General features: G+C 65.9%; 12 protein-coding genes. 3 read left to right on the top strand and 9 right to left on the bottom strand.

Annotated features, from left to right (window positions below; genetic code table 11):
• Position 1 precedes the first annotated feature (1 nt).
• Both HT578_RS02525 and HT578_RS02520 read right to left on the bottom strand, forming a co-directional pair.
• Entirely contained in the window at positions 2 to 697 is a 696-nt protein-coding gene (locus tag HT578_RS02525; RefSeq protein WP_213502029.1) for a glycoside hydrolase family 15 protein, read from the bottom strand.
• Positions 698 to 850: 153 nt separating this feature from the next.
• Positions 851 to 3,523: a cation-translocating P-type ATPase gene (locus tag HT578_RS02520; protein ID WP_277884189.1), complete on the bottom strand. Its 2,673-nt coding sequence runs from the start codon at positions 3,521 to 3,523 to the stop codon at positions 851 to 853.
• Positions 3,524 to 3,664: 141 nt separating this feature from the next.
• Here HT578_RS02520 and HT578_RS02515 point away from each other — a divergent pair, with 141 nt between their 5' ends.
• Positions 3,665 to 4,675, top strand: coding sequence for a 2-hydroxyacid dehydrogenase (locus tag HT578_RS02515; protein ID WP_213502027.1), 1,011 nt, complete (start codon positions 3,665 to 3,667; stop codon positions 4,673 to 4,675).
• 27 nt (positions 4,676 to 4,702) lie between these two features.
• Here the strand turns inward: HT578_RS02515 and HT578_RS02510 are convergent, their stop codons facing one another.
• The 5 genes from HT578_RS02510 to HT578_RS02490 form a co-directional block, all read right to left on the bottom strand.
• The gene (locus HT578_RS02510; RefSeq protein WP_039393392.1) at positions 4,703 to 4,930 is read right to left on the bottom strand and encodes a hypothetical protein; all 228 of its coding nucleotides are present in this window, start codon (positions 4,928 to 4,930) and stop codon (positions 4,703 to 4,705) included.
• 112 nt (positions 4,931 to 5,042) lie between these two features.
• On the bottom strand, positions 5,043 to 6,233 hold the full coding sequence (locus HT578_RS02505) for a CaiB/BaiF CoA transferase family protein (RefSeq protein ID WP_213502026.1): 1,191 nt from the start codon (positions 6,231 to 6,233) through the stop codon (positions 5,043 to 5,045).
• Between the two features lie 3 nt (positions 6,234 to 6,236).
• Positions 6,237 to 8,117 (bottom strand): hydantoinase B/oxoprolinase family protein, encoded by a 1,881-nt coding sequence (locus HT578_RS02500; RefSeq protein WP_213502024.1) that lies wholly within the window; start codon positions 8,115 to 8,117, stop codon positions 6,237 to 6,239.
• A gap of 16 nt (positions 8,118 to 8,133) precedes the next feature.
• Positions 8,134 to 10,182: a hydantoinase/oxoprolinase family protein gene (locus HT578_RS02495; RefSeq protein ID WP_213502023.1), complete on the bottom strand. Its 2,049-nt coding sequence runs from the start codon at positions 10,180 to 10,182 to the stop codon at positions 8,134 to 8,136.
• A 136-nt stretch (positions 10,183 to 10,318) separates the two neighbouring features.
• Positions 10,319 to 11,242, bottom strand: a complete 924-nt coding sequence (locus tag HT578_RS02490) for a hydroxymethylglutaryl-CoA lyase (protein ID WP_277884188.1) — start codon at positions 11,240 to 11,242, stop codon at positions 10,319 to 10,321.
• 363 nt (positions 11,243 to 11,605) lie between these two features.
• Between HT578_RS02490 and HT578_RS02485 the strand changes: the two genes are divergently transcribed.
• Together HT578_RS02485 and HT578_RS02480 are read left to right on the top strand one after the other, a co-directional pair.
• On the top strand, positions 11,606 to 14,062 hold the full coding sequence (locus HT578_RS02485; RefSeq protein WP_213502021.1) for a TonB-dependent receptor: 2,457 nt from the start codon (positions 11,606 to 11,608) through the stop codon (positions 14,060 to 14,062).
• Positions 14,063 to 14,182: 120 nt separating this feature from the next.
• Positions 14,183 to 14,860, top strand: a complete 678-nt coding sequence (locus HT578_RS02480; RefSeq protein ID WP_213502020.1) for a GntR family transcriptional regulator — start codon at positions 14,183 to 14,185, stop codon at positions 14,858 to 14,860.
• Here HT578_RS02480 and HT578_RS02475 read toward each other — a convergent pair.
• Positions 14,857 to 16,410 carry an MFS transporter gene (locus HT578_RS02475; RefSeq protein ID WP_213502018.1) on the bottom strand — a complete coding sequence of 518 codons (1,554 nt, stop codon included), beginning with the start codon at positions 16,408 to 16,410 and terminating at the stop codon, positions 14,857 to 14,859. The genes HT578_RS02480 and HT578_RS02475 overlap by 4 nt on opposite strands.
• 133 nt (positions 16,411 to 16,543) lie before the next feature.
• Positions 16,544 to 17,581 (bottom strand): LacI family DNA-binding transcriptional regulator, encoded by a 1,038-nt coding sequence (locus tag HT578_RS02470; RefSeq protein ID WP_213502017.1) that lies wholly within the window; start codon positions 17,579 to 17,581, stop codon positions 16,544 to 16,546.
• Positions 17,582 to 17,666 lie beyond the last annotated feature (85 nt).

Raw genomic sequence — 17,666 nt, 5'->3', positions numbered from 1 at the left:
CTCAGGCCCGGGGCGAACTCGCGCCCTGGGTGGGGGCGCCCTCGGCGCGCCAGAAGGCGTCGCATTGCGCCAGCGCCTTGCGGGCCGCCGAGACGCTGCGGACCTGTTCGGCCTGGGTTCCTGCATCGCAGGATAGCGCCAGATGCGCCTGTTCCCCGGCTTTCAGCGTGAAGGGCATGGCAAGGCGGCTACCATTGACCGCAATGTCGAGCGCGCCTTCAAGACGCAGCGTGATCTCGCCCAGCGGCACCGTCCAAAGGTTCGGCGCCAGTTGCTCCGGCGCGCGCGCCTGGCCATCGAGGTTGAGAATGAGGCGGCCCGCCATGGTGCCGCGCGTGCAGGTCAGGAAGCGCACGATGCGCGCGCCGTCCCGGATGCCGCCGCCCGCCTCGTCCGCATCGCCAGGGCCGGGCAGGGCCACGGGCATGAAGTCGGTCAGCTTGATTGCGCCGGTAGGCCCTGCGAAGTAGGTGTCGAGAATGGTCGTGCCCGCGCGGTAGCTTTGCGCCAGCGGCTGCGCGTCTTCGAGCCGGAACGCCGAAATGCCGCCCGGGCGCAGGTCCTGGGCGTGGAGCGGGGCGGCCGCGCCCGGTACGTGCCAGGTCAGGCGGGTGATCGTGCCGGTACGGTCGACAAGGGCGCTCGAGCGCGTGTCGCCGATCATGCCGTGTTCGCCAAGCGCCGTGTGCACAGCCACTGCCCTCCCTCTCGTATCGCGTGTCTGGAGCCCTGCGCGTACAATCGCGCATCAACTGCAACGCATGGGCATGCGATACGATCCAGTTGGACACAGATTTTCGTTGCGCGCAACCCGTGAAGGATCAGCAAGCCGGGCCAGGGAGGGGCGAGATCAGTCGAGTTCGGCAAACCAGCCCAGGCGCCGGACCAGCAGTTTCTCGAGCTCCAGGAGAATGAAGATCACAGCGCCGATCGCGATGAGCGTTGCCCCTTGCGTGAAGCTGAGCGGGCGGGTCTCGAACACGGCCTGGAACGGCGGGAGGTAGGTGAAGCACACTTGCGCCAGCGCAACCGTGCCTACCGCGACGAGCACCGCACGCGTGCCCAGGATCCCGTGCCAGCTGAGTGACTGAACATGCATGTAGCGCACGTTGAAGAGGTAGAAGATCTCCGCGATCACCAGCATGTTGACCACCATCGTGCGGGTCGTCGCGATGTCCGTTCCCGTGTTGAGGGCGGCGAAGTAGACCCCCAGCAGCGCCACGGCGAAGAGCAGCGAGACGAGGCCCACGCGCCACAGGATGAAGCCGGACAGCAAGGGGCTGTCCTTGGCGCGCGGCGCACGTTCCATGATGCCCGGCTCGGAAGGTTCGAAGGCGAGCACGAGGCCCAGCGTGACCGAGGTGATGAGGTTGATCCACAGGATCTGCGTTGCGGTCATCGGCAGGGCAAGGTCGAGGATGATCGCCAGGACCACGGCGATGATTTCGCCGCCGTTGGTGGGCAGCGTCCAGGCGATGACCTTGCGGATGTTGTCGTAGACGGTGCGTCCCTCGCGCACGGCCGCGACGATGGAGGCGAAGTTGTCGTCGAGAAGCACCATTTCCGAGGCCTCGCGCGCGGCCTGCGTGCCGCTGGCGCCCATGGCCGTGCCGACATCGGCCTGGCGCAGCGAGGGCGCATCGTTGACCCCGTCGCCGGTCATCGCGACGATCTGGCCGTGCGACTGGAGCGCACGCACGATACGCAGCTTGTGCTCGGGACTGGCGCGCGCGAACACGGCGACTTCGGGCACCTCGCGGCGCAGTTCCTCGTCGCTCATGGCCTCGATCTGCGCGCCGGTGAGCGCGCGCGGTTCGTCCTCGATCTCGAGCTGCCGGGCAATGGCCACGGCCGTTGCGGCATGGTCTCCGGTGATCATCTTGACCGCAATTCCGGCCGAGCGGCATTCGCCGATGGCGATGCGGGCCTCTTCGCGCGGCGGATCTACGAAGGCCATGAGACCCAGGATGCGCGCGCCCTGCAGGTCCTCGAAGCGCAGGCGGGTGGTGCCCGGCGCAAGCGTGATGGCGGCAAAGCCCAGGATGCGCTCACCTTGGGCGGCGGCCTGGCGGGTGATGCCGTGCCAGCGCTCGAAATCGGTGCCTGCCGCGCCCAGCGCGAGCACCGCTTCCGGCGCGCCCTTGACGAAGGCGATGGCCTCGCCCTTAGGGCTGCGCACCAGTGTTGCCATCAGGCGGTAGGCCGCATCGAAGGGAATTTCGTCGAGGCGCGTCCAGTCCGCATGGAGTTCGGCGGTGTCGAGCCCGGCCTTGCCAGCGAGCGCGAGGAGCGCGCCCTCCATGGGATCGCCCACCACGCTCCAGTTGCCGTCTTCGTGGTGGAGGCGCGCATCGTTGCACAGTGCGCCGCAGTTCAGAATCTCGCCGGGACGAGCGGTCTCGTGCTCCCGGGCCTTGATCGCACCTTCGGGGGCATAGCCGCTGCCCGAAACCAGCCACTCCCCCTCAGGCGTGAAGAGGCGGGTCACGGTCATCGCGTTGCGGGTGAGCGTGCCGGTCTTGTCGCTGCAGATGACCGAGGTCGCGCCCAGCGTCTCGACCGCCGGGAGCTTGCGGATCACCGCCTTGCGCCGCGCCATGCGCTGGACGCCGATGGCCAGCGTGATGGTGATGACGGCGGGGAGCCCTTCGGGGATTGCGCCGACCGCCAGCGCGACAACAGCGATGAGGGCATCGACCCAGGGGTAGGAGCGCGCGGTCACCGAAAATGCGAAGAGCGCGGCGCTGCCCATGAGGATGAGGAGCGTGAGGCGTGTGCCGAACTGGTCGATCTGCTTCAGGAGCGGGGTGACAAGGCGCGGCACCGACTGGAGGAGAGCGCCGATCTTGCCGATCTGGGTGCTGGCGCCGGTCGCGACGACAATGCCTGTCGCCTGCCCGCGCACGACAAGTGTGCCCGAATAGGCCATCGACGTGCGCTCGGCGAGCGGCGCATCGGGCTCGACGGCCTCCTCCTGCTTATCGGCGGCGACCGATTCCCCGGTGAGTGCGGCTTCCTCGATCGAGAGCGCGCGGGCGCGCACGATGCGAAGGTCCGCAGGCACCCGGTCGCCTGCCTCGACAAGGACCGTGTCGCCCGGCACCAGACTTCCGGCGGGGACGGGCTGGCGGTGCCCGTCGCGAAGGACATGGGCTTCCTCGCCGACAAGGTTCTCCATCCCTGCGAGCGCCTTCTCCGCCTTGCCCTCCTGGATCACGCCGACGAAGGCATTGATGAGGACCACGGCAAGGATCACACCGGCATCGATCGCGTGGTCGAGCACGAAGGCGGCCGCCGCCGAAGCCAGGAGGAAATAGATAAGCGCGTTGTTGAACTGCGCGGCAAACCGCATGAGCGGATGCGGCGGCTTTACGCGGGGAAGAAGATTGGGGCCGTAGCGTTCGAGGCGGCGGGCAGCCTCGGACCCGGAGAGCCCGGCGCTGCCCGCTCCCAGATCGGCGGCGACAGTGACGGGATCGAGGGCATGCCAGCCCCGATCTTCGGGAATTTTCGCTTCGAGCAAGACCCTTGTCCCCCTGCGCGATGGCGTGCCCGGTGCGGGCGCGGGGCAAGCCTATCGCCCCCTCGGGCCTTGTGCAATGCAGCACGGATGTTACGAATGATTGCACCGGTGGCGGTCTTCGGACCTCGGGGAGGATAAAGCATGAAGGTCGTCGTCTTCAGCACGCGTTCGTACGATCGGACATTCCTGGAGGAGGCCAATCGGCTGGCCGGAAGCCCACACGAACTGACGTTTTTCGATACCCGGTTGTCGGCCCATTCGGCGCATTTTGCACAGGGCTTCGAGGCGGTCTGCGCCTTCGTCAACGATGCGCTGGGAAAGCCTGAGCTGGAGATCCTCGCGCGACACGGCATTCGCCTTGTTGCGCTGCGCTGTTCAGGGTTCAACAACGTCGACCTGGAGGCCGCGGCCCGGCTCAAGATCGCTCTGGCGCGGGTTCCCGCCTATTCGCCCGACGCCATTGCCGAGCACGCCGTCGCACTCATGCTCGCGCTCAACCGGCGCATCCACAAGGCCTATGCGCGGGTGCGCGAGGGCAACTTCGCGCTCGACGGGCTGCTCGGCTTCGACATGCGGGGCAAGACCGCCGGGATCGTCGGGACCGGGCGCATCGGCCTCAACGTCGCGCGGATACTGAAGGGCTTTGGCTGCGAGGTGCTGGCAAGCGACCCTTCGCCCAGCCCTGAACTGGCGCAGCTGGGCGGCGAATACACCTCGTTCGATGATCTCCTGGGGCGCTGCGACATCATCAGCCTCCACTGCCCGCTCACGCCCGCCACCCATCACCTCATCGGGCGTGGCGCAATCGCGCGCATGAAGCCGGGCGTCATGCTCATCAACACGAGCCGGGGCGCGGTGATGGACGCCCGCGCGGTCATTGCCGGGCTCAAGAGTGGCAAGGTCGGCAACGTCGGGCTCGACGTCTACGAGGAGGAGGGCGATCTCTTTTTCGAGAACCTCTCCGACACGGTCATTCGCGACGATGTCTTCGTGCGCCTGATGACCTTTCCCAATGTCCTCATCACCGGCCACCAGGGCTTCTTCACGCGCGAGGCGATGACCGCGATTGCCGAGACGACCGTCGCCAACCTCTCGGCCTACGAGGCGCAAGGCGCTCCGCTTCACGCGGTTTCGGTTGCCTTGCTGGCCTGAGGAAAGGGCTTTGGCCTAATTGACCGCCTAGTTGCCGGCCTTGTCCTCGGGCGGCACGTTGGTCATCGGCGTGTCGGGCACCTTCACGTCCACGCCGGTCTCGTCGACGTCGGTGACGATCAGTTCGCCCCCGCTCTTGTCCTCGACGTCGGCCGTGTATTCTTTGGCGGGCTCCGGCGAACAGGCACCAAGGCCAAGCGCGGCACAGGCCGCAAGGAGCGCTGCGGACGCCATGGGTGAAGTTCTGAAGATCATGCTACGTCTCCTTCCCAGGGTTCCGATATCGGGTCGGGGAAGGCGAAAACAAGATGGCGCGGCAATCGCAGGATCGCCGCGCCATCGTATGTGGTCTCAAAAGCCTTGAGGATCAGACGATCCCATCGGCTTCCATCCTGGCGAGCGCCTCGGCATCGAGACCCAGCAGTTCGCCATAGATCTCCGCGTTGTGCTGGCCAACGCGCGAGGGTGCCGGACGACGAATGCAGCTGGGCGTGGCCGACAGCTTGGGGAAGGCGTTCTGCATCTTGAGCTTGCCGTGGGTTTCGGTCTCGACTTCGACGATGGCCTCGCGGGCCTGGAAGTGCGGGTCGGCGAGCATCTCGGGCGCGCGGTAGACGCGGCCGGCGGGAATGCCGTACTCGCTCATCAGCGCGTCCATCTCCTCGATGGTGTAGCCCTTGGTCCAGGCGTTGATCATCTCGTCGAGTTCGGTCTGGTTCTGCCCGCGTGCGATGTGGGTGGCATAGCGCGGATCATCACCCAGTTCCGGCTTGCCCATGGCGGCCGACAGGCGCTTCCACAAGGGATCGGCGTTGGCCCCGATCATGTATTCGCCGTCGCTGCAATAATAGACGTTGGAGGGCGCGATGCCCGGCAGGATCGAGCCAGTGCGCTCGCGGATGAAGCCCGAGCTGTCGTATTCTGAAACCAGGCTCTCGGTGATCTGCAGCACGCTTTCGTAGAGCGCCGCGTCGATGATCTGGCCCTTGCCGGTGGTGTCGCGCACGTGGAGCGCGGCGAGGATGCCCATGACGCCGTAGGTGGCGGTGAGGGTGTCGCCAATCGAGACGCCCATGCGGCTCGGCGCACGGTCAGGTTCGCCCACGATGTAGCGCCAGCCACCCATGGCCTCGCCGATGCCGCCAAAGCCGGCGCGCGAGGAGTAGGGGCCGGTCTGGCCGTAGCCCGACATGCGCGAGATGATGAGGCTGGGCTGCTCTTCGAGCAGCTGCCTGGGATCAAGGCCCCACTTCTCCATCGTGCCGGGGCGGAAGTTCTCGATCACGATGTCGGCGTGGCGGATGAGCTCGCGCACCAGCTTCTGGCCTTCGGGCACGCGCATGTTGGCCGAGACCGCACGCTTGTTGCGCGCGACCACTTCCCAGCTGACCTTCTTCTCGCCCTGGCCCCAGACACGCAGCGGGTCGCCCTTGCCGGGCGGCTCCACCTTGATGATGTCGGCGCCCATGTCGCCCAGAAGCTGTCCGGCGAACGGGCCAGCCAGAAGCTGGCCCATTTCCACGACGCGAAGTCCCTTGAGGGCTCCTGTATTTTCCATGGTTTACTCCGCTGCCTCCGCGATGTCCGCATGCCGCCACATGGGCTGCTTGGGAGCGGGGAGGCCGGTTTCTTCGAGGCAGTTCTTGCGCAAGGTTTCGATGTCGGGGCCGAAGTTGAAGACCTCGACCTCGCCGCGCTCGGTGCGCATCTTTTCGCGCAGGGCCTGGGTGGCCGTCTCGTCGACCGCGCCGTCCTTGATGACGACGCCGTAGTCGAGGGCGCCGGTCTCGGTGACGAGGCCCTGGCCGATTTCCTTGAGGACGAGGGCCGGGTCGCGCTCGAGCGGGTCGCCCCAGCCACCGCCGCCCCAGGTGATGAACTGGAGTTCATCGCCCGCTTCGACGGGGTAGTCTTCCAGCTTGTTGCCGACCACGATCTGGGTGCCGTCGGCCTTGGTCAGGATTTTCTTGGCGCGCTTGCCCGGAAGACCGCCGTTGACGCCCCAGGGCGGCACGAACCAGCGGTCGTCGTGGATCGCGATGACGCCCGGCTCATAGAAGCGGTAGACCATGTTGATGCCGTTGCCGCCGCGGTGCAGACCCGCACCGCCGCTGTCGGCGACCGTCTCGTACTTGACGATCTCGAGCGGGAAGTAGCGCTCGAGGAACTCGTTGGGCACGTTGGTGAAGCCGGGGAACAGCGAGTGGCCGTCGGGTCCGTCGCCCATCGGACGACCCGGGATGCCGCCAAAGCCGATCTGGAAGAGCTGGAACCACTTGCCCGCCTTGTCGTGGCCTGCATAGAACAGGTGCGGCGAGGAGGAGAAGCCCGCGGCGTTGAGGAACTCAGGGGTCTTCTGGCCCAGCAGGCCGCCCATGATGTCGAACAGGCGTCCGAGCACGTGGGTACGGCCCGAGAGCGCGGCCGGGAACCTGGGCTTGAGCAGCGAGCCTTCCGGGATCCGGATGTCGATCAGCGGGTAGTAGCCGTCGTTGAACAGGATCTGCGGATCGAAGACCATGATCATGTAGATGCCGAAGAACATGCGCATCATGTTCTCATTGAGCAGCATGTTGATCGAGGCCTGCGACTGCGGATCGGTGCCGTCGAAGTCGAGAACGACGCGGCCGTTCTCCTTCCACATCGTGCACTTGATCTTGTAGGGGCCAAAACCCATGCCATCGTCGCAGATGTAGTCCTCGAACGAGACGGGCGTCTCGCCGATCGAGCTCTCGATGAGCTGCTGCATGGCGCGGTAGTTGCGATCCAGGAGCAGGTTGGTCGCCGAGACGAAGATGTCATCGCCGAAGCGCTCGGCCATCTCGACCACGCGGTTGGCGGCAACACGGCACGAGGCGATCAGCGCGTTCAGGTCCGCCTTGCACCAGTCGGGCATGCGCGACTGGTGCATGACCAGCTTGATGAGGTCCTCGTTGTACTCACCCTTCTTCCAGATCTTGACGGGCGGGATGCGCACGCCTTCCTGGAAGATCTCGGTGGCGTGGATCGGCATGGAGCCCGGCACCATGCCGCCGATGTCGCTCTGGTGGCCGAACATCGAGGTGTAGGCGATGAGGCGGCCGTCCTTGAAGACGGGGAGCAGGACGAGCCAGTCGTTGCAGTGGCTGATCGCGCCGCCGACCGAGTAGGGGTCGGACAGGAAGATCATGTCGCCGTCTTCCACGGTGCCTTCATAGCCTTCGAGGAAGGGGCCGATGTAGGAGCCGAACTGGCCCACGATCATGCGTCCCTTGTGGTCGGCGATGAGCGGGAAGGCGTCACCCTGTTCGCGGATGCCCGGCGACATGGCGGTGCGCACGAGGGTCGCGTCCATCTCGATGCGGGCGTTGCGAAGGGCGTTCTCGATGACTTCGAGGGTGACCGGATCGATCTCGATCTTCTCGAAGGGGGTTTCGTTGGCCTGAATGATCTGTGCGGGCATTAGAGAGTTCCTTCGCTCACTTCAGGTTGATGAGGATGTTGCCAAAGGCATCGACGGTGCCGGTGCAGTCGGCTTCGATGAGCGTGGTGGAGTCCATCTCGGTGACGATGGCCGGGCCCTGGATCACGTCGTTCGCCTTGAGCTTGGAACGGTCGTAGATCACGGCAGGGACCATCTTGCCATCGGCCCACAGCTGGTGGTCGCGCACCTTGGCCTCGATGGGATCGCCGTTGCCTTCGGGAAGGCGCTGGGCTTCGAGGTCGAGGACGGGGCCGAGCGCCACGGCGCGCAGGTTCACGAGTTCGTGCTCGCTATCCATCTTGAAGGTGAAGAGGCGCTCGTGCTCATCATCGAAGCGCGCGATGATCGCGGCAAGGCCACCCGACTTGAAGGTCTCGGGATCGATGGAGAGCGGCACTTCGAAGGCCTGGCCCTCGTAGCGCACGTCGAGTTCGAACTCGACGGTGACGTCGCTGGCGTCGATGCCCTCGCTGGTGAGTTCCTTCGTGGTCTGCGCGGCCATCTCTTCGAGCTGGGCGAGAACGTCGGCTTCCTCGGTGCTGGAGAACGACTTGGAGTACGAACGCGCGGTCTCGGTGCGCATGCGCGTGGTCGCATCGCCCAGCGCGCACAGGACGCCCGGGGACACCGGCGAGACGGCGGGCCAGGAGCCCATCAGCTTGGCGACGGCGTTGACGTGGAGCGGACCCGCCCCGCCAAAGCCCATGACCGCGAAGTGACGCGGATCGTAGCCCTGCTGGACCGAGATCATGCGCAGCGCGCCGAACATGTTCTCGTTGACGATGTCGATGATGCCGCGCGCGGCCTCCATGACATCGATGCCGAGCTTGTCGGCGACGGTCTGGACAGCCGCCTTGGCGCCTTCCCGGTCGAGCTTGAAGGTCCCGCCCAGAAGGTTCTCGGGGAGGTAGCCCAGGACCACGTTGGCGTCGGTCACGGTCGGCAGCGTGCCGCCCTTGTTGTAGGCCACCGGGCCCGGGACGGCGCCGGCCGATTCCGGTCCGACGCGCAGCGCGCCGGTGAGCTCGGGGACATAGGCGATCGAGCCGCCGCCCGCACCCACGGTCTTCACATCCAGAGCCGAAGCGCGCACCGAGAGGTGGCCCACTTCGGTGGTGCGCACGCGGCGTGCCTCGAGGTTTTCGATGAGCGCGACGTCGGTCGAGGTGCCGCCCACGTCCAGCGTCAGGATGTTCTTGATGCCAGCGTTCTTGCCGACCCACAGCGCGCCGGTGACGCCGCCTGCCGGACCCGACATGAGGAGCGCGACGGGGTGCTCTTCGGACTTCTCCGAGGACATGAGACCACCGTCCGAGCGCAGCAGCGAGAGCGAGCCCGCCATGCCGCCCGAACGCAGGTTCGAGCGCAGGTTACGCACGTAGTTGCCCACCACGGGCCGCACCGCGGCGTTGGCGACGGTGGTCAGCGTGCGCTCGTATTCCTGCATCTCGGGCAGGACTTCGTGGGAGAGCGAGACCGGAAGCTCGGGGCAGATCTCGGCGGCGAGTTCGCCGATGCGGCTCTCGTGCGCGCCGTTCAAGTAGCCGTTCATGAGCGAAACGGTGAGCGCTTGGACGCCCGAGGCCTTGAGCCTGGTCAGCACGTCGCGGATCTGGGCTTCGTCGATCGCGCGCACTTCCTCGCCCTGCGCGTTCATGCGCCCGGCAACCTCGAAAGTGTCTTCCAGAGCGGCGAGCGGCACGGGCTTGGGCCACACGATCCAACCCGCCAGACCGCCCGGCACGAACGAGCGCGCGATCTGCATGACCTGGCGGTAGCCTTCGGACGTGATGAGGCCCACGCGCGCGCCCTTGCCTTCAAGCACGGCGTTGGTGGCGACGGTGGTGCCGTGCAGGAAGAACTCGATATCCGCCGGCGTGATCCCCGCCTTCTCGCAGATCGCGCCGAGCCCGTTCAGAATACCTTCCGAACTGTCATGCGGCGTCGACGGCGTCTTGTGACGGAAAAACGAGCCGTCTTCCTGGTTGAACAGCAAAAGGTCGGTGAAGGTGCCGCCAACGTCGACACCCAAACGATAGGTCATGTGTTTCACCTTGTTCGAAGACTATGCGCCAGCGAATAGGCCGCATGTCGGAGGAATATGAAAACGACTGGCGCACAAACATCCGCCAGGCGGAGGCTGGTCCCGCCTATCGGATAAGTTGGCGCCGCCGCCACGCTCAGGCCTCGGCGGTTTCGACTGGCTTGGGAAAGGCGGGTGCGCGGGCGACCATGGACGGCAGGGTGCGCTCCATGACCGTGGCAAGCCACTGGTTTGCCTCGACAAGCTTGCCAAGATCCATGCCGGTCGCAACGCCTGCGCGGTGGAGCATGTAGACCACGTCCTCGCTGGCGACATTGCCGGCCGCGCCGGGGGCGAAGGGGCAGCCGCCAAGGCCGCCGAGGGCGGCATCGACGACGCGTGCGCCCGCTTCCACCGCCGCCCAGACATTGGCGATGCCGGTGCCGCGGGTGTTGTGGAAATGGACGCGCACAGGGGTAGAGCCGATCGCTTCGCTGACGGCGCGCACGAGGCGGGAGACGTGGGCCGGATCGGCGACGCCGATGGTGTCGGCCAGCGCGATCTCGACCGGGTTGGCCTCTGCCAGCTTGCGGGCCATTTCGACGACGTGTTCCTCGGCGATCTCACCTTCGAAGGGGCAGCCGAAGGCCGCGCCGATGGTGGCCTGGCCGCGCAGGCCTGCATCCTGGGCCATGGCGATGAGGCCCTTGGCGGCGTCGACCGATTCGAGGCTGGTCTGGCCCTGGTTGGCGATGGCGAAGCGGTCCGAGGCGACGCAGACGGCACCGAGTTCGTGGATGCGTCCCGTGGCGATGGCGCGCTCGCCGCCCTTCGCGTTCATGACGAGGCCTGTGTAGAGAACGCCTTCGACCTCGGGCAGTCCCGCGCAGACCTCGGCCGCATCGGCCATCTGGGGCACGCGGCGCGGGTTCACGAAGCTGGTCACCTCGATGCGGCGGGCACCGGCGTCGATGGCGCGGCGCACCAGTTCGAGCTTGTCCTGGGTCGAGATCAATGTCTTTTCGTTCTGCAGGCCGTCGCGCGGGCCTACTTCCATGAATTCGATCGACTTTACCGTCACGCGGTTCGGGCCTTTCCTTGGCTCAGGACCGGGGAGGGCCTGGAGCGCATTGCATGTGCGGAGCGGTGGGTGGGGCGGGCGAAGGCTGGTGGCTGCCTTCCGTGCCTTCCGCTGGAGGTGTTTCCAAAACTGTACACGAAATGGATTTCGCGGTCCAGATGCCAGTGCCTGTCTCGCGCATTACCTTGCTGTAACTTGCGTCATTAGGGCTAGGTGCGATGTTTGGCGAATGATGCTTGAATATTTTTGTGTACAAATATGTAAATCGCAGTCACCTTGATGCCGCCAAGAGCCGAAACCGGCCGGGCGCTCGATGAAATGTTTGCAAAGTAAGACAATTCGAGGTTCAGGGGAAATCATCAGATGCAGCACAAGAAGGTAATTCTTCTCGCAGGTGTCGCGCTTGGCGTTGTGGGCGCCAACCCGGTCGCGGCGCAGTCCACCTCTTCGGGAGCGGAACTGACCGGCAATCAGATCACCGTTACCGCGCGCCGCCAGAACGAGAGCCTGAGCGACGTGCCCGCCTCGGTCACGGTGCTGACCGGCGCGGACCTGGAAGCCAAGGGAATCGTGACGACCGAGCAGGCGATTGCGGCAACGCCGGGCGTTACGATCGTCTCCAACGCCGCGCAGGTCGGCGATGCGCAGATCAATATCCGCGGCGTCAACGGCGCGCGTGATGCGGAGAACAACGTCGCGCTGGTGGTTGACGGCATTCTCAAGACCAACACGGCGGCGGTCAACCAGTACCAGGGCGCGCTCCAGCAGTTCGAGATCCTCAAGGGACCGCAGGGCGCCTACTACGGACGCGGCGCAACCGCGGGCGTGATCGTGATGACAACGAAGAAGCCCTCGGACCGTCTCGAGGCCGAAGGGCGTGCCTATTGGGCCACGCAGGACAGCAAGCTTCTGGAAGGTTCGATCTCGGGTCCGCTGGGGGGCAACACCGGTTTTGTCCTCTTCGGCCAGTACCGGGCGACCGACGGCTTCTATACCAACACCGGACCCGATCCGCGCACGCGCGGCAAGACCATCGACCAGTACGAAGGCTGGGGGCTGGGCGGACGCCTCGTTTCCGAGCCGACGGACCGGCTGAGCCTTGATGTCAAGTTTCGCTACAACAAAATCGAGGCCGCGGCGCTCAACTACAACGCGGCTTTCGAGATGCCCGACTTTGCCAGCGCGCTGGGCATCCCGGAATACTACCAGGACGTGAACACCGCGCGTTTCGAGTGGCAGCGCAACGTCCCCTCGATCGACACCCTGCGCACGATCGAGGCCTCGCTCAAGGCGGACTACGCCTTCGATGGAGCGAAGCTGACGACCTGGGTGTCCTTCTCGGACATCGACGAGACGTTCTATGCCGACACGACCGCCGCCTCGTTTGGGCGCTTCAACGGCCAGGACGCGTGCATCGCCTCGACTGCGGCGCTTTACGATGCGGGTGTGGTGCTCGCCCCGCCGCTCTATCTGGCGCCGACGCCCGGTGGCTCGACGCTTGGGGCCTATAGCCCGACCGCCTGCGACGGTATTCAGGTGACCTTGCGCGACCAGCGCGACATCAGCGCGGAAATCCGGCTTGCTTCGGACACGGGCGGGCCGCTGCAATGGTCGGTCGGGGCCTACTACCTCCACATCAACCGCCACTATGCGACCGCGCTCAACGAGGATGACGGCGGGCCGGTCAATTCCAACCTCTACAATGCGCCCGGCACACCCAACCAGACCTCGCAGCTCTTCAACGACCGCTTCAAGACCAATGTCTATGCTGGCTTTGGATCACTGGAATGGAGCCCGACGCGGGCGCTCACCTTGTCGGGTGCGCTGCGTTTCGACCGCGAGGAGCGCACCGTCACTCCGCTCGTGCCCGATGTCCTCGATCCCATCACCGGGGCCTCGATCAATCCGGGCTATGAGGTGGGCACGCTGGAATTCCAGAAACGGGCCTACGAGCAGCTCCAGCCCAAGGTCACCTTGCGCTACGAGTTCACGCCCGACATCAATGTCTATCTGGACTATGGCGTGGGCTTCAAGGCGGGCGGCTTCAACAGCCAGGGCAGCGCCGCGCTGATCGACACCTATTACAACGACCTCCTGGGCTCGAACCTCGCCATTGACGATGATTACAAGAAGGAGGTCAGCCACGCACTGGAGGCGGGCTTCAAGATCGGCCTGGCCAACGGCGATGTGCAGATCAACGGCGCTGTCTATCGCAACATCGTCGAGGACATGCAGTTCTTCGAGTTCTACACCGGCACCTTCGGGATCCTGCGCGTCGTCTCCAACATCGACAAGGTGCGCCTGATGGGGGCGGAACTGGGCGTGGTCTGGAAGGTCGCTCCGGGCTTCACGCTCGATGCAGGCGGCAACGTCCTCGACAGCAAGATCATCACCAACTCGGTGCGGCCCAATACCGAAGGGAACAAGTCGCCCTATTCGGCCGACTATACGCTGAACGTCGGGGCCTCGGTGATCCAGCCGGTCAGCGACCGCGTCGATTTCACCTTCCTTGCAGACTACCTCCTGACCGGGCCGACCTGGTTCCATGTCGTGCAGGACCAGCAGCGCCGCACGATCTTCGACGTGTTCTACCCCGGGCTAGGCACGGCGGACTATTCGCAGACCCGGCGCGATGCCTATGGCATCGTGAACCTGCGGGCCGGGCTGAAGGGCGAAGGCTGGCACCTGACAGGCTTCGTCAACAACTTCTTCAAGAAGCGCTACCTGGAAGAGGTGATCCCTGCGCCCGAGTTCGGCGGTGCGTTCCTGACGCCGGGCGCGCTGCGCCAGATCGGCGTGGAAGCGGGCTTCAGCTTCTGACAGGGCGCGGTTGGGCGGGCGGCGCGCGCACTTTGCGCGTTGCGCTGCCCACCCACCCGGCGCTAGGGAGCCTGACTGTTTACCCATTGGAATGCCGGGCGCACGCTCCGGGAGTTGAACATGGCCAAGACATCAGAGCAGGTATATCGCCAGATCCGTGCAGGTATTCTGGCGGGCGATTTCGAGCCGGGCATGTTCGTGCCCGAGGACGAATTCGCGAGCTACTGCGGCACCTCGCGCACGCCTGTGCGCGAGGCGATTGCGCGGCTTGTCTCCGAAACGCTGCTGCAGCGCTCCGGCACGCGGCGGGTGTTCGTGCCGCTGTGGTCCGATGGCGAGGTGGAAGAACTCTTCACCCTGCGCGCCAAGCTCGAGGCGCACTGCGCCGAGCGCGCGGCCGAACTGATCACGCCTGACGAGATCGCGGAGCTGCGCACTCACGCCGACTTCATCGATGCGGCGCTGGGCGGGGAGGCTGACATCCCGGGCTTCGTCGAAGGCAACCGGCGTTTCCACGCGACCTTGCTGGCGGCGGCGCGCTCCGAGCCGCTGAACCAGATGATGCGGATCATCGTCAACCAGGTGATCATCCACCGCACGGCCGAACGCTACACTGTCTCGGACCTTGAACAGAGCCAGCGTGACCACCGCGACCTGATTGCGGCCTTCACCGCCCACGATGTCGCCTGGGCGGGCGCCATTGCGCGCAACCATATCCGCCGCGCCGCCCATGCCTATCGCTTGCGCGCGAACGAGGCCGCGACACGCGGCGCGCCGTGCGCCGAGGACATGGACTAGGACGCCGCGCGGCCCTGGTCGGGATCGACGCGAAGCGCAAGTAGCGCGGCGAGAGCCAGCGTTCCCGCAGCAAAGGCCATCGTCCAGATCGGCGCCTGGGGGAAGAAGGCCTTCATCACCGTCCCCATGACCGTCGCGACGAGCAGTTGGGGCAGGACCACGAAGACGTTGAAGAGACCCATGTAGACGCCGAGCTTGGCTTGCGGCAGGTGGCTGGCGAGGATGGCGTAAGGCATCGCGAGGATCGAGGCCCAGGCAATACCGATGCCGATCTCGCAGGCGATCAGCCAGGTGGGATCGCGCACCACGAGGAAGCCTGCAAAGCCCAGCGCGCCTGCGAGCAGGCACAGCGCGTGGGTGCGCACCTTGCCCAGCCGGCTGGACAGGAGCGGGAGCAGCAGCAGAGCGGCAAAGGCCGCCACGCCGTTGTAAACCGCGAAGAGCACGCCGACCCAGTTGCCCGCCTCCTGATAGGCCGGATCGAGCGGCGAGGCGGCGCCGAAATGGGTGCTCGCCACAACCGGTGTCGTGTGGATCCACATGATGAAGAGCGCCGACCAGCTGAAGAACTGGACAAGGGCCAGGCGCTTCATCAGGGGCGGCATTCCGGCAAAGTCACCCACGATCCCTGTAAGCATCGAGCTTTCCTTGCCCTGCCGTGCGCGCCGGGCCGCAAGGTTTACCGCGAGGCCATAGGCGGCAAGCAGCGCGGCGAGGAGGTAGACTTCCTTTTCGAGGCTCCAGTGCCAGACGGCGAGAGCCAGCGCGGCGCCAAGGCCGATCCAGGCGAGGCCGGTCGTGGATTTGCGAGTTGCCAGTGCGTCCAGCGTTGCGGACTGCGTGACATTGTCTCCGCTACCCGCAAAGGCGCGCATGTCCTCGGGTGCATATTCGCGGGTGGACAGGACGGTCCACAGCACGGCGATGACGAGCAGGGCCGCGCCGGCCTGGAAGCTGATCCGCACCGTCTCGGGGATCGCGCCGTCTGCGGCGACATTCGCAACGCCCAGATGCTCGAGGAGGTAGGGGAAGAGCGAGCCCACGACCGCGCCTGCGCCGATGAAGGCGGTCTGCACTCCGTAACCCGCGGTATGCTGGTCGCGGCGCAGCATGTCGCCGACAAAAGCCCGAAACGGCTCCATCGAGACATTGAGACTGGCATCCAGTGTCCAGAGCAGGAGGGCCGCCATCAGGAGGCTCGTGCTGCCGGGCATAGCCAGCAGCGAGGCGGCTGCCAGAAGTGCGCCTGCCAGGAAATAGGGCCGCCGCCGCCCGAGCCTGCCGAGCCAGGTGCGGTCCGAAAGGTGGCCGATGACGGGCTGGACGAGGAGGCCCGTCAGCGGCGCGGCCACCCAGAGTGCGGGCAGGTCATCGATGGACGAACCCAGCGATTGGAAGACCCGGCTCATGTTCGCGTTCTGCAGCGCGAAACCGACCTGAATGCCGAAGAAACCGACGCTGATGTTGCACAGGCCCAGCCAGCCCTGCCGGGGTTTTTCCGAGAGTGCGGTGGCCTCTCCGGGCAATTCGGCCTCGCTGCCTGTAGCCATCCGGCCGTCCTTTCCCATCTTGTCTGCCGATGGTCTGCCACCGTGCGCTTCAGGCCCATGGCCTTTGCACGAGCCGGGGTCTGCGGCAATCACGCATACGAATACGCGGCCCACTTCTGGGTCCGTTTCGAAGCTAACCGGGCATCGTGCTTTCACGAACGATAAGCCGTGTGCCGATCAGCGGGGAGGGCGGCGCGCGCTCCTCGATCCGGGCGAGCAGGGCATCGATCAGCCGCTCGCCTGCCGCGCGCATGTCCTGGGCGATGGTGGTGAGGCCGGGTGAGGCCATGGCGGCGGCGGGCAGATCGTCGAAGCCGATCACGGCCACGTCCTCGGGGATGCGCTTTCCCGCAGAGCGCAAGGCCGCCATGGCGCCCAGCGCAATGAGGTCGCTGGCCGCAAAGACCGCGTCGAACCGGGTGCCCGCATCAAGGATGTCCTGCATGGCCGCGCGGCCAAGGTCTTCGTGGCTGATCGTGTCGCGCCGGAGGGCCTCGTCGGGCGCGATACCGGCCGCATCGAGCGCCTCGCACAGTCCGCCATAGCGGTCTGCGAACTCGGGGTAGTGCTCATCTGCCTGACCGAGGAAGGCGATGCGGCGATGCCCCTGGTCCAGCAGGTGCTCGCCTGCCATTCGGCCCGCCTGCACGTTGTCCGAACCGATCGCGGCGCCAAAGGCCGGATCGTCGACCGCCCCCCACCGCACGAAATGCGTGCCATGCTCGACCAGGTCGCGCAGGCGGCTGCGGTAGAGTGTGTAGTCGCCATAACCCAGCAGGATCAGCCCGTCGGCGCGGTGGCTGTCGAGATAGCGCACGTGCCAGTCGTCCTCCATGCGCTGGAAGGAGATGAGCAGGTCGAGCCCGCGCTTGGCGCTGTGCCGCGTGATCGCGCCGAGCATGGCGAGAAAGAAGGGGTTGATCTTGGAATCGCCCGGGGTGTCTTCCTCGAAGAAGAGCAGCGCGATGGTGTTGGTCCGTTTCGAGCGCAGCGAGGAAGCATTCTTGTCGACCGAGTAGTTGAGTTCGCGTGCGATGGTTTCGATGCGCTTTCGGGTCGCTTCGCTGATCGATGGGCTGCCGCGGAGCGCCCGGCTGACGGTCGGCTGCGAGACGCCCGCCCTATAGGCGATGTCAAAGCTCGTCGGCCGGTTGGAAGGCTTGCGCCCCATGTAGTTCTCCCTCTCCCCTGGCGCTCTCATGCTGCGCACAATCGCGGCGTTCGGTTGGGCCTTGTGGCGCGGATTTCCGGGCGAT

It is taken from the genome of Novosphingobium decolorationis, assembly GCF_018417475.1.
Classification (GTDB): domain Bacteria; phylum Pseudomonadota; class Alphaproteobacteria; order Sphingomonadales; family Sphingomonadaceae; genus Novosphingobium; species Novosphingobium decolorationis.
This window is presented reverse-complemented; position numbering and strand designations above follow the sequence as displayed.

What these genes read in the sequence shown, in the direction of transcription:
- HT578_RS02510 (WP_039393392.1), bottom strand. Translation starts at nt 4,930, where the DNA reads ATGATCTTCAGAACTTCACCCATGGCGTCCGCAGCGCTCCTTGCGGCC.
- HT578_RS02480 (WP_213502020.1), top strand. Translation starts at nt 14,183, where the DNA reads ATGGCCAAGACATCAGAGCAGGTATATCGCCAGATCCGTGCAGGTATT.
- HT578_RS02485 (WP_213502021.1), top strand. Translation starts at nt 11,606, where the DNA reads ATGCAGCACAAGAAGGTAATTCTTCTCGCAGGTGTCGCGCTTGGCGTT.
- HT578_RS02515 (WP_213502027.1), top strand. Translation starts at nt 3,665, where the DNA reads ATGAAGGTCGTCGTCTTCAGCACGCGTTCGTACGATCGGACATTCCTG.
- HT578_RS02475 (WP_213502018.1), bottom strand. Translation starts at nt 16,410, where the DNA reads ATGGCTACAGGCAGCGAGGCCGAATTGCCCGGAGAGGCCACCGCACTC.
- HT578_RS02495 (WP_213502023.1), bottom strand. Translation starts at nt 10,182, where the DNA reads ATGACCTATCGTTTGGGTGTCGACGTTGGCGGCACCTTCACCGACCTT.
- HT578_RS02500 (WP_213502024.1), bottom strand. Translation starts at nt 8,117, where the DNA reads ATGCCCGCACAGATCATTCAGGCCAACGAAACCCCCTTCGAGAAGATC.
- HT578_RS02470 (WP_213502017.1), bottom strand. Translation starts at nt 17,581, where the DNA reads ATGGGGCGCAAGCCTTCCAACCGGCCGACGAGCTTTGACATCGCCTAT.
- HT578_RS02505 (WP_213502026.1), bottom strand. Translation starts at nt 6,233, where the DNA reads ATGGAAAATACAGGAGCCCTCAAGGGACTTCGCGTCGTGGAAATGGGC.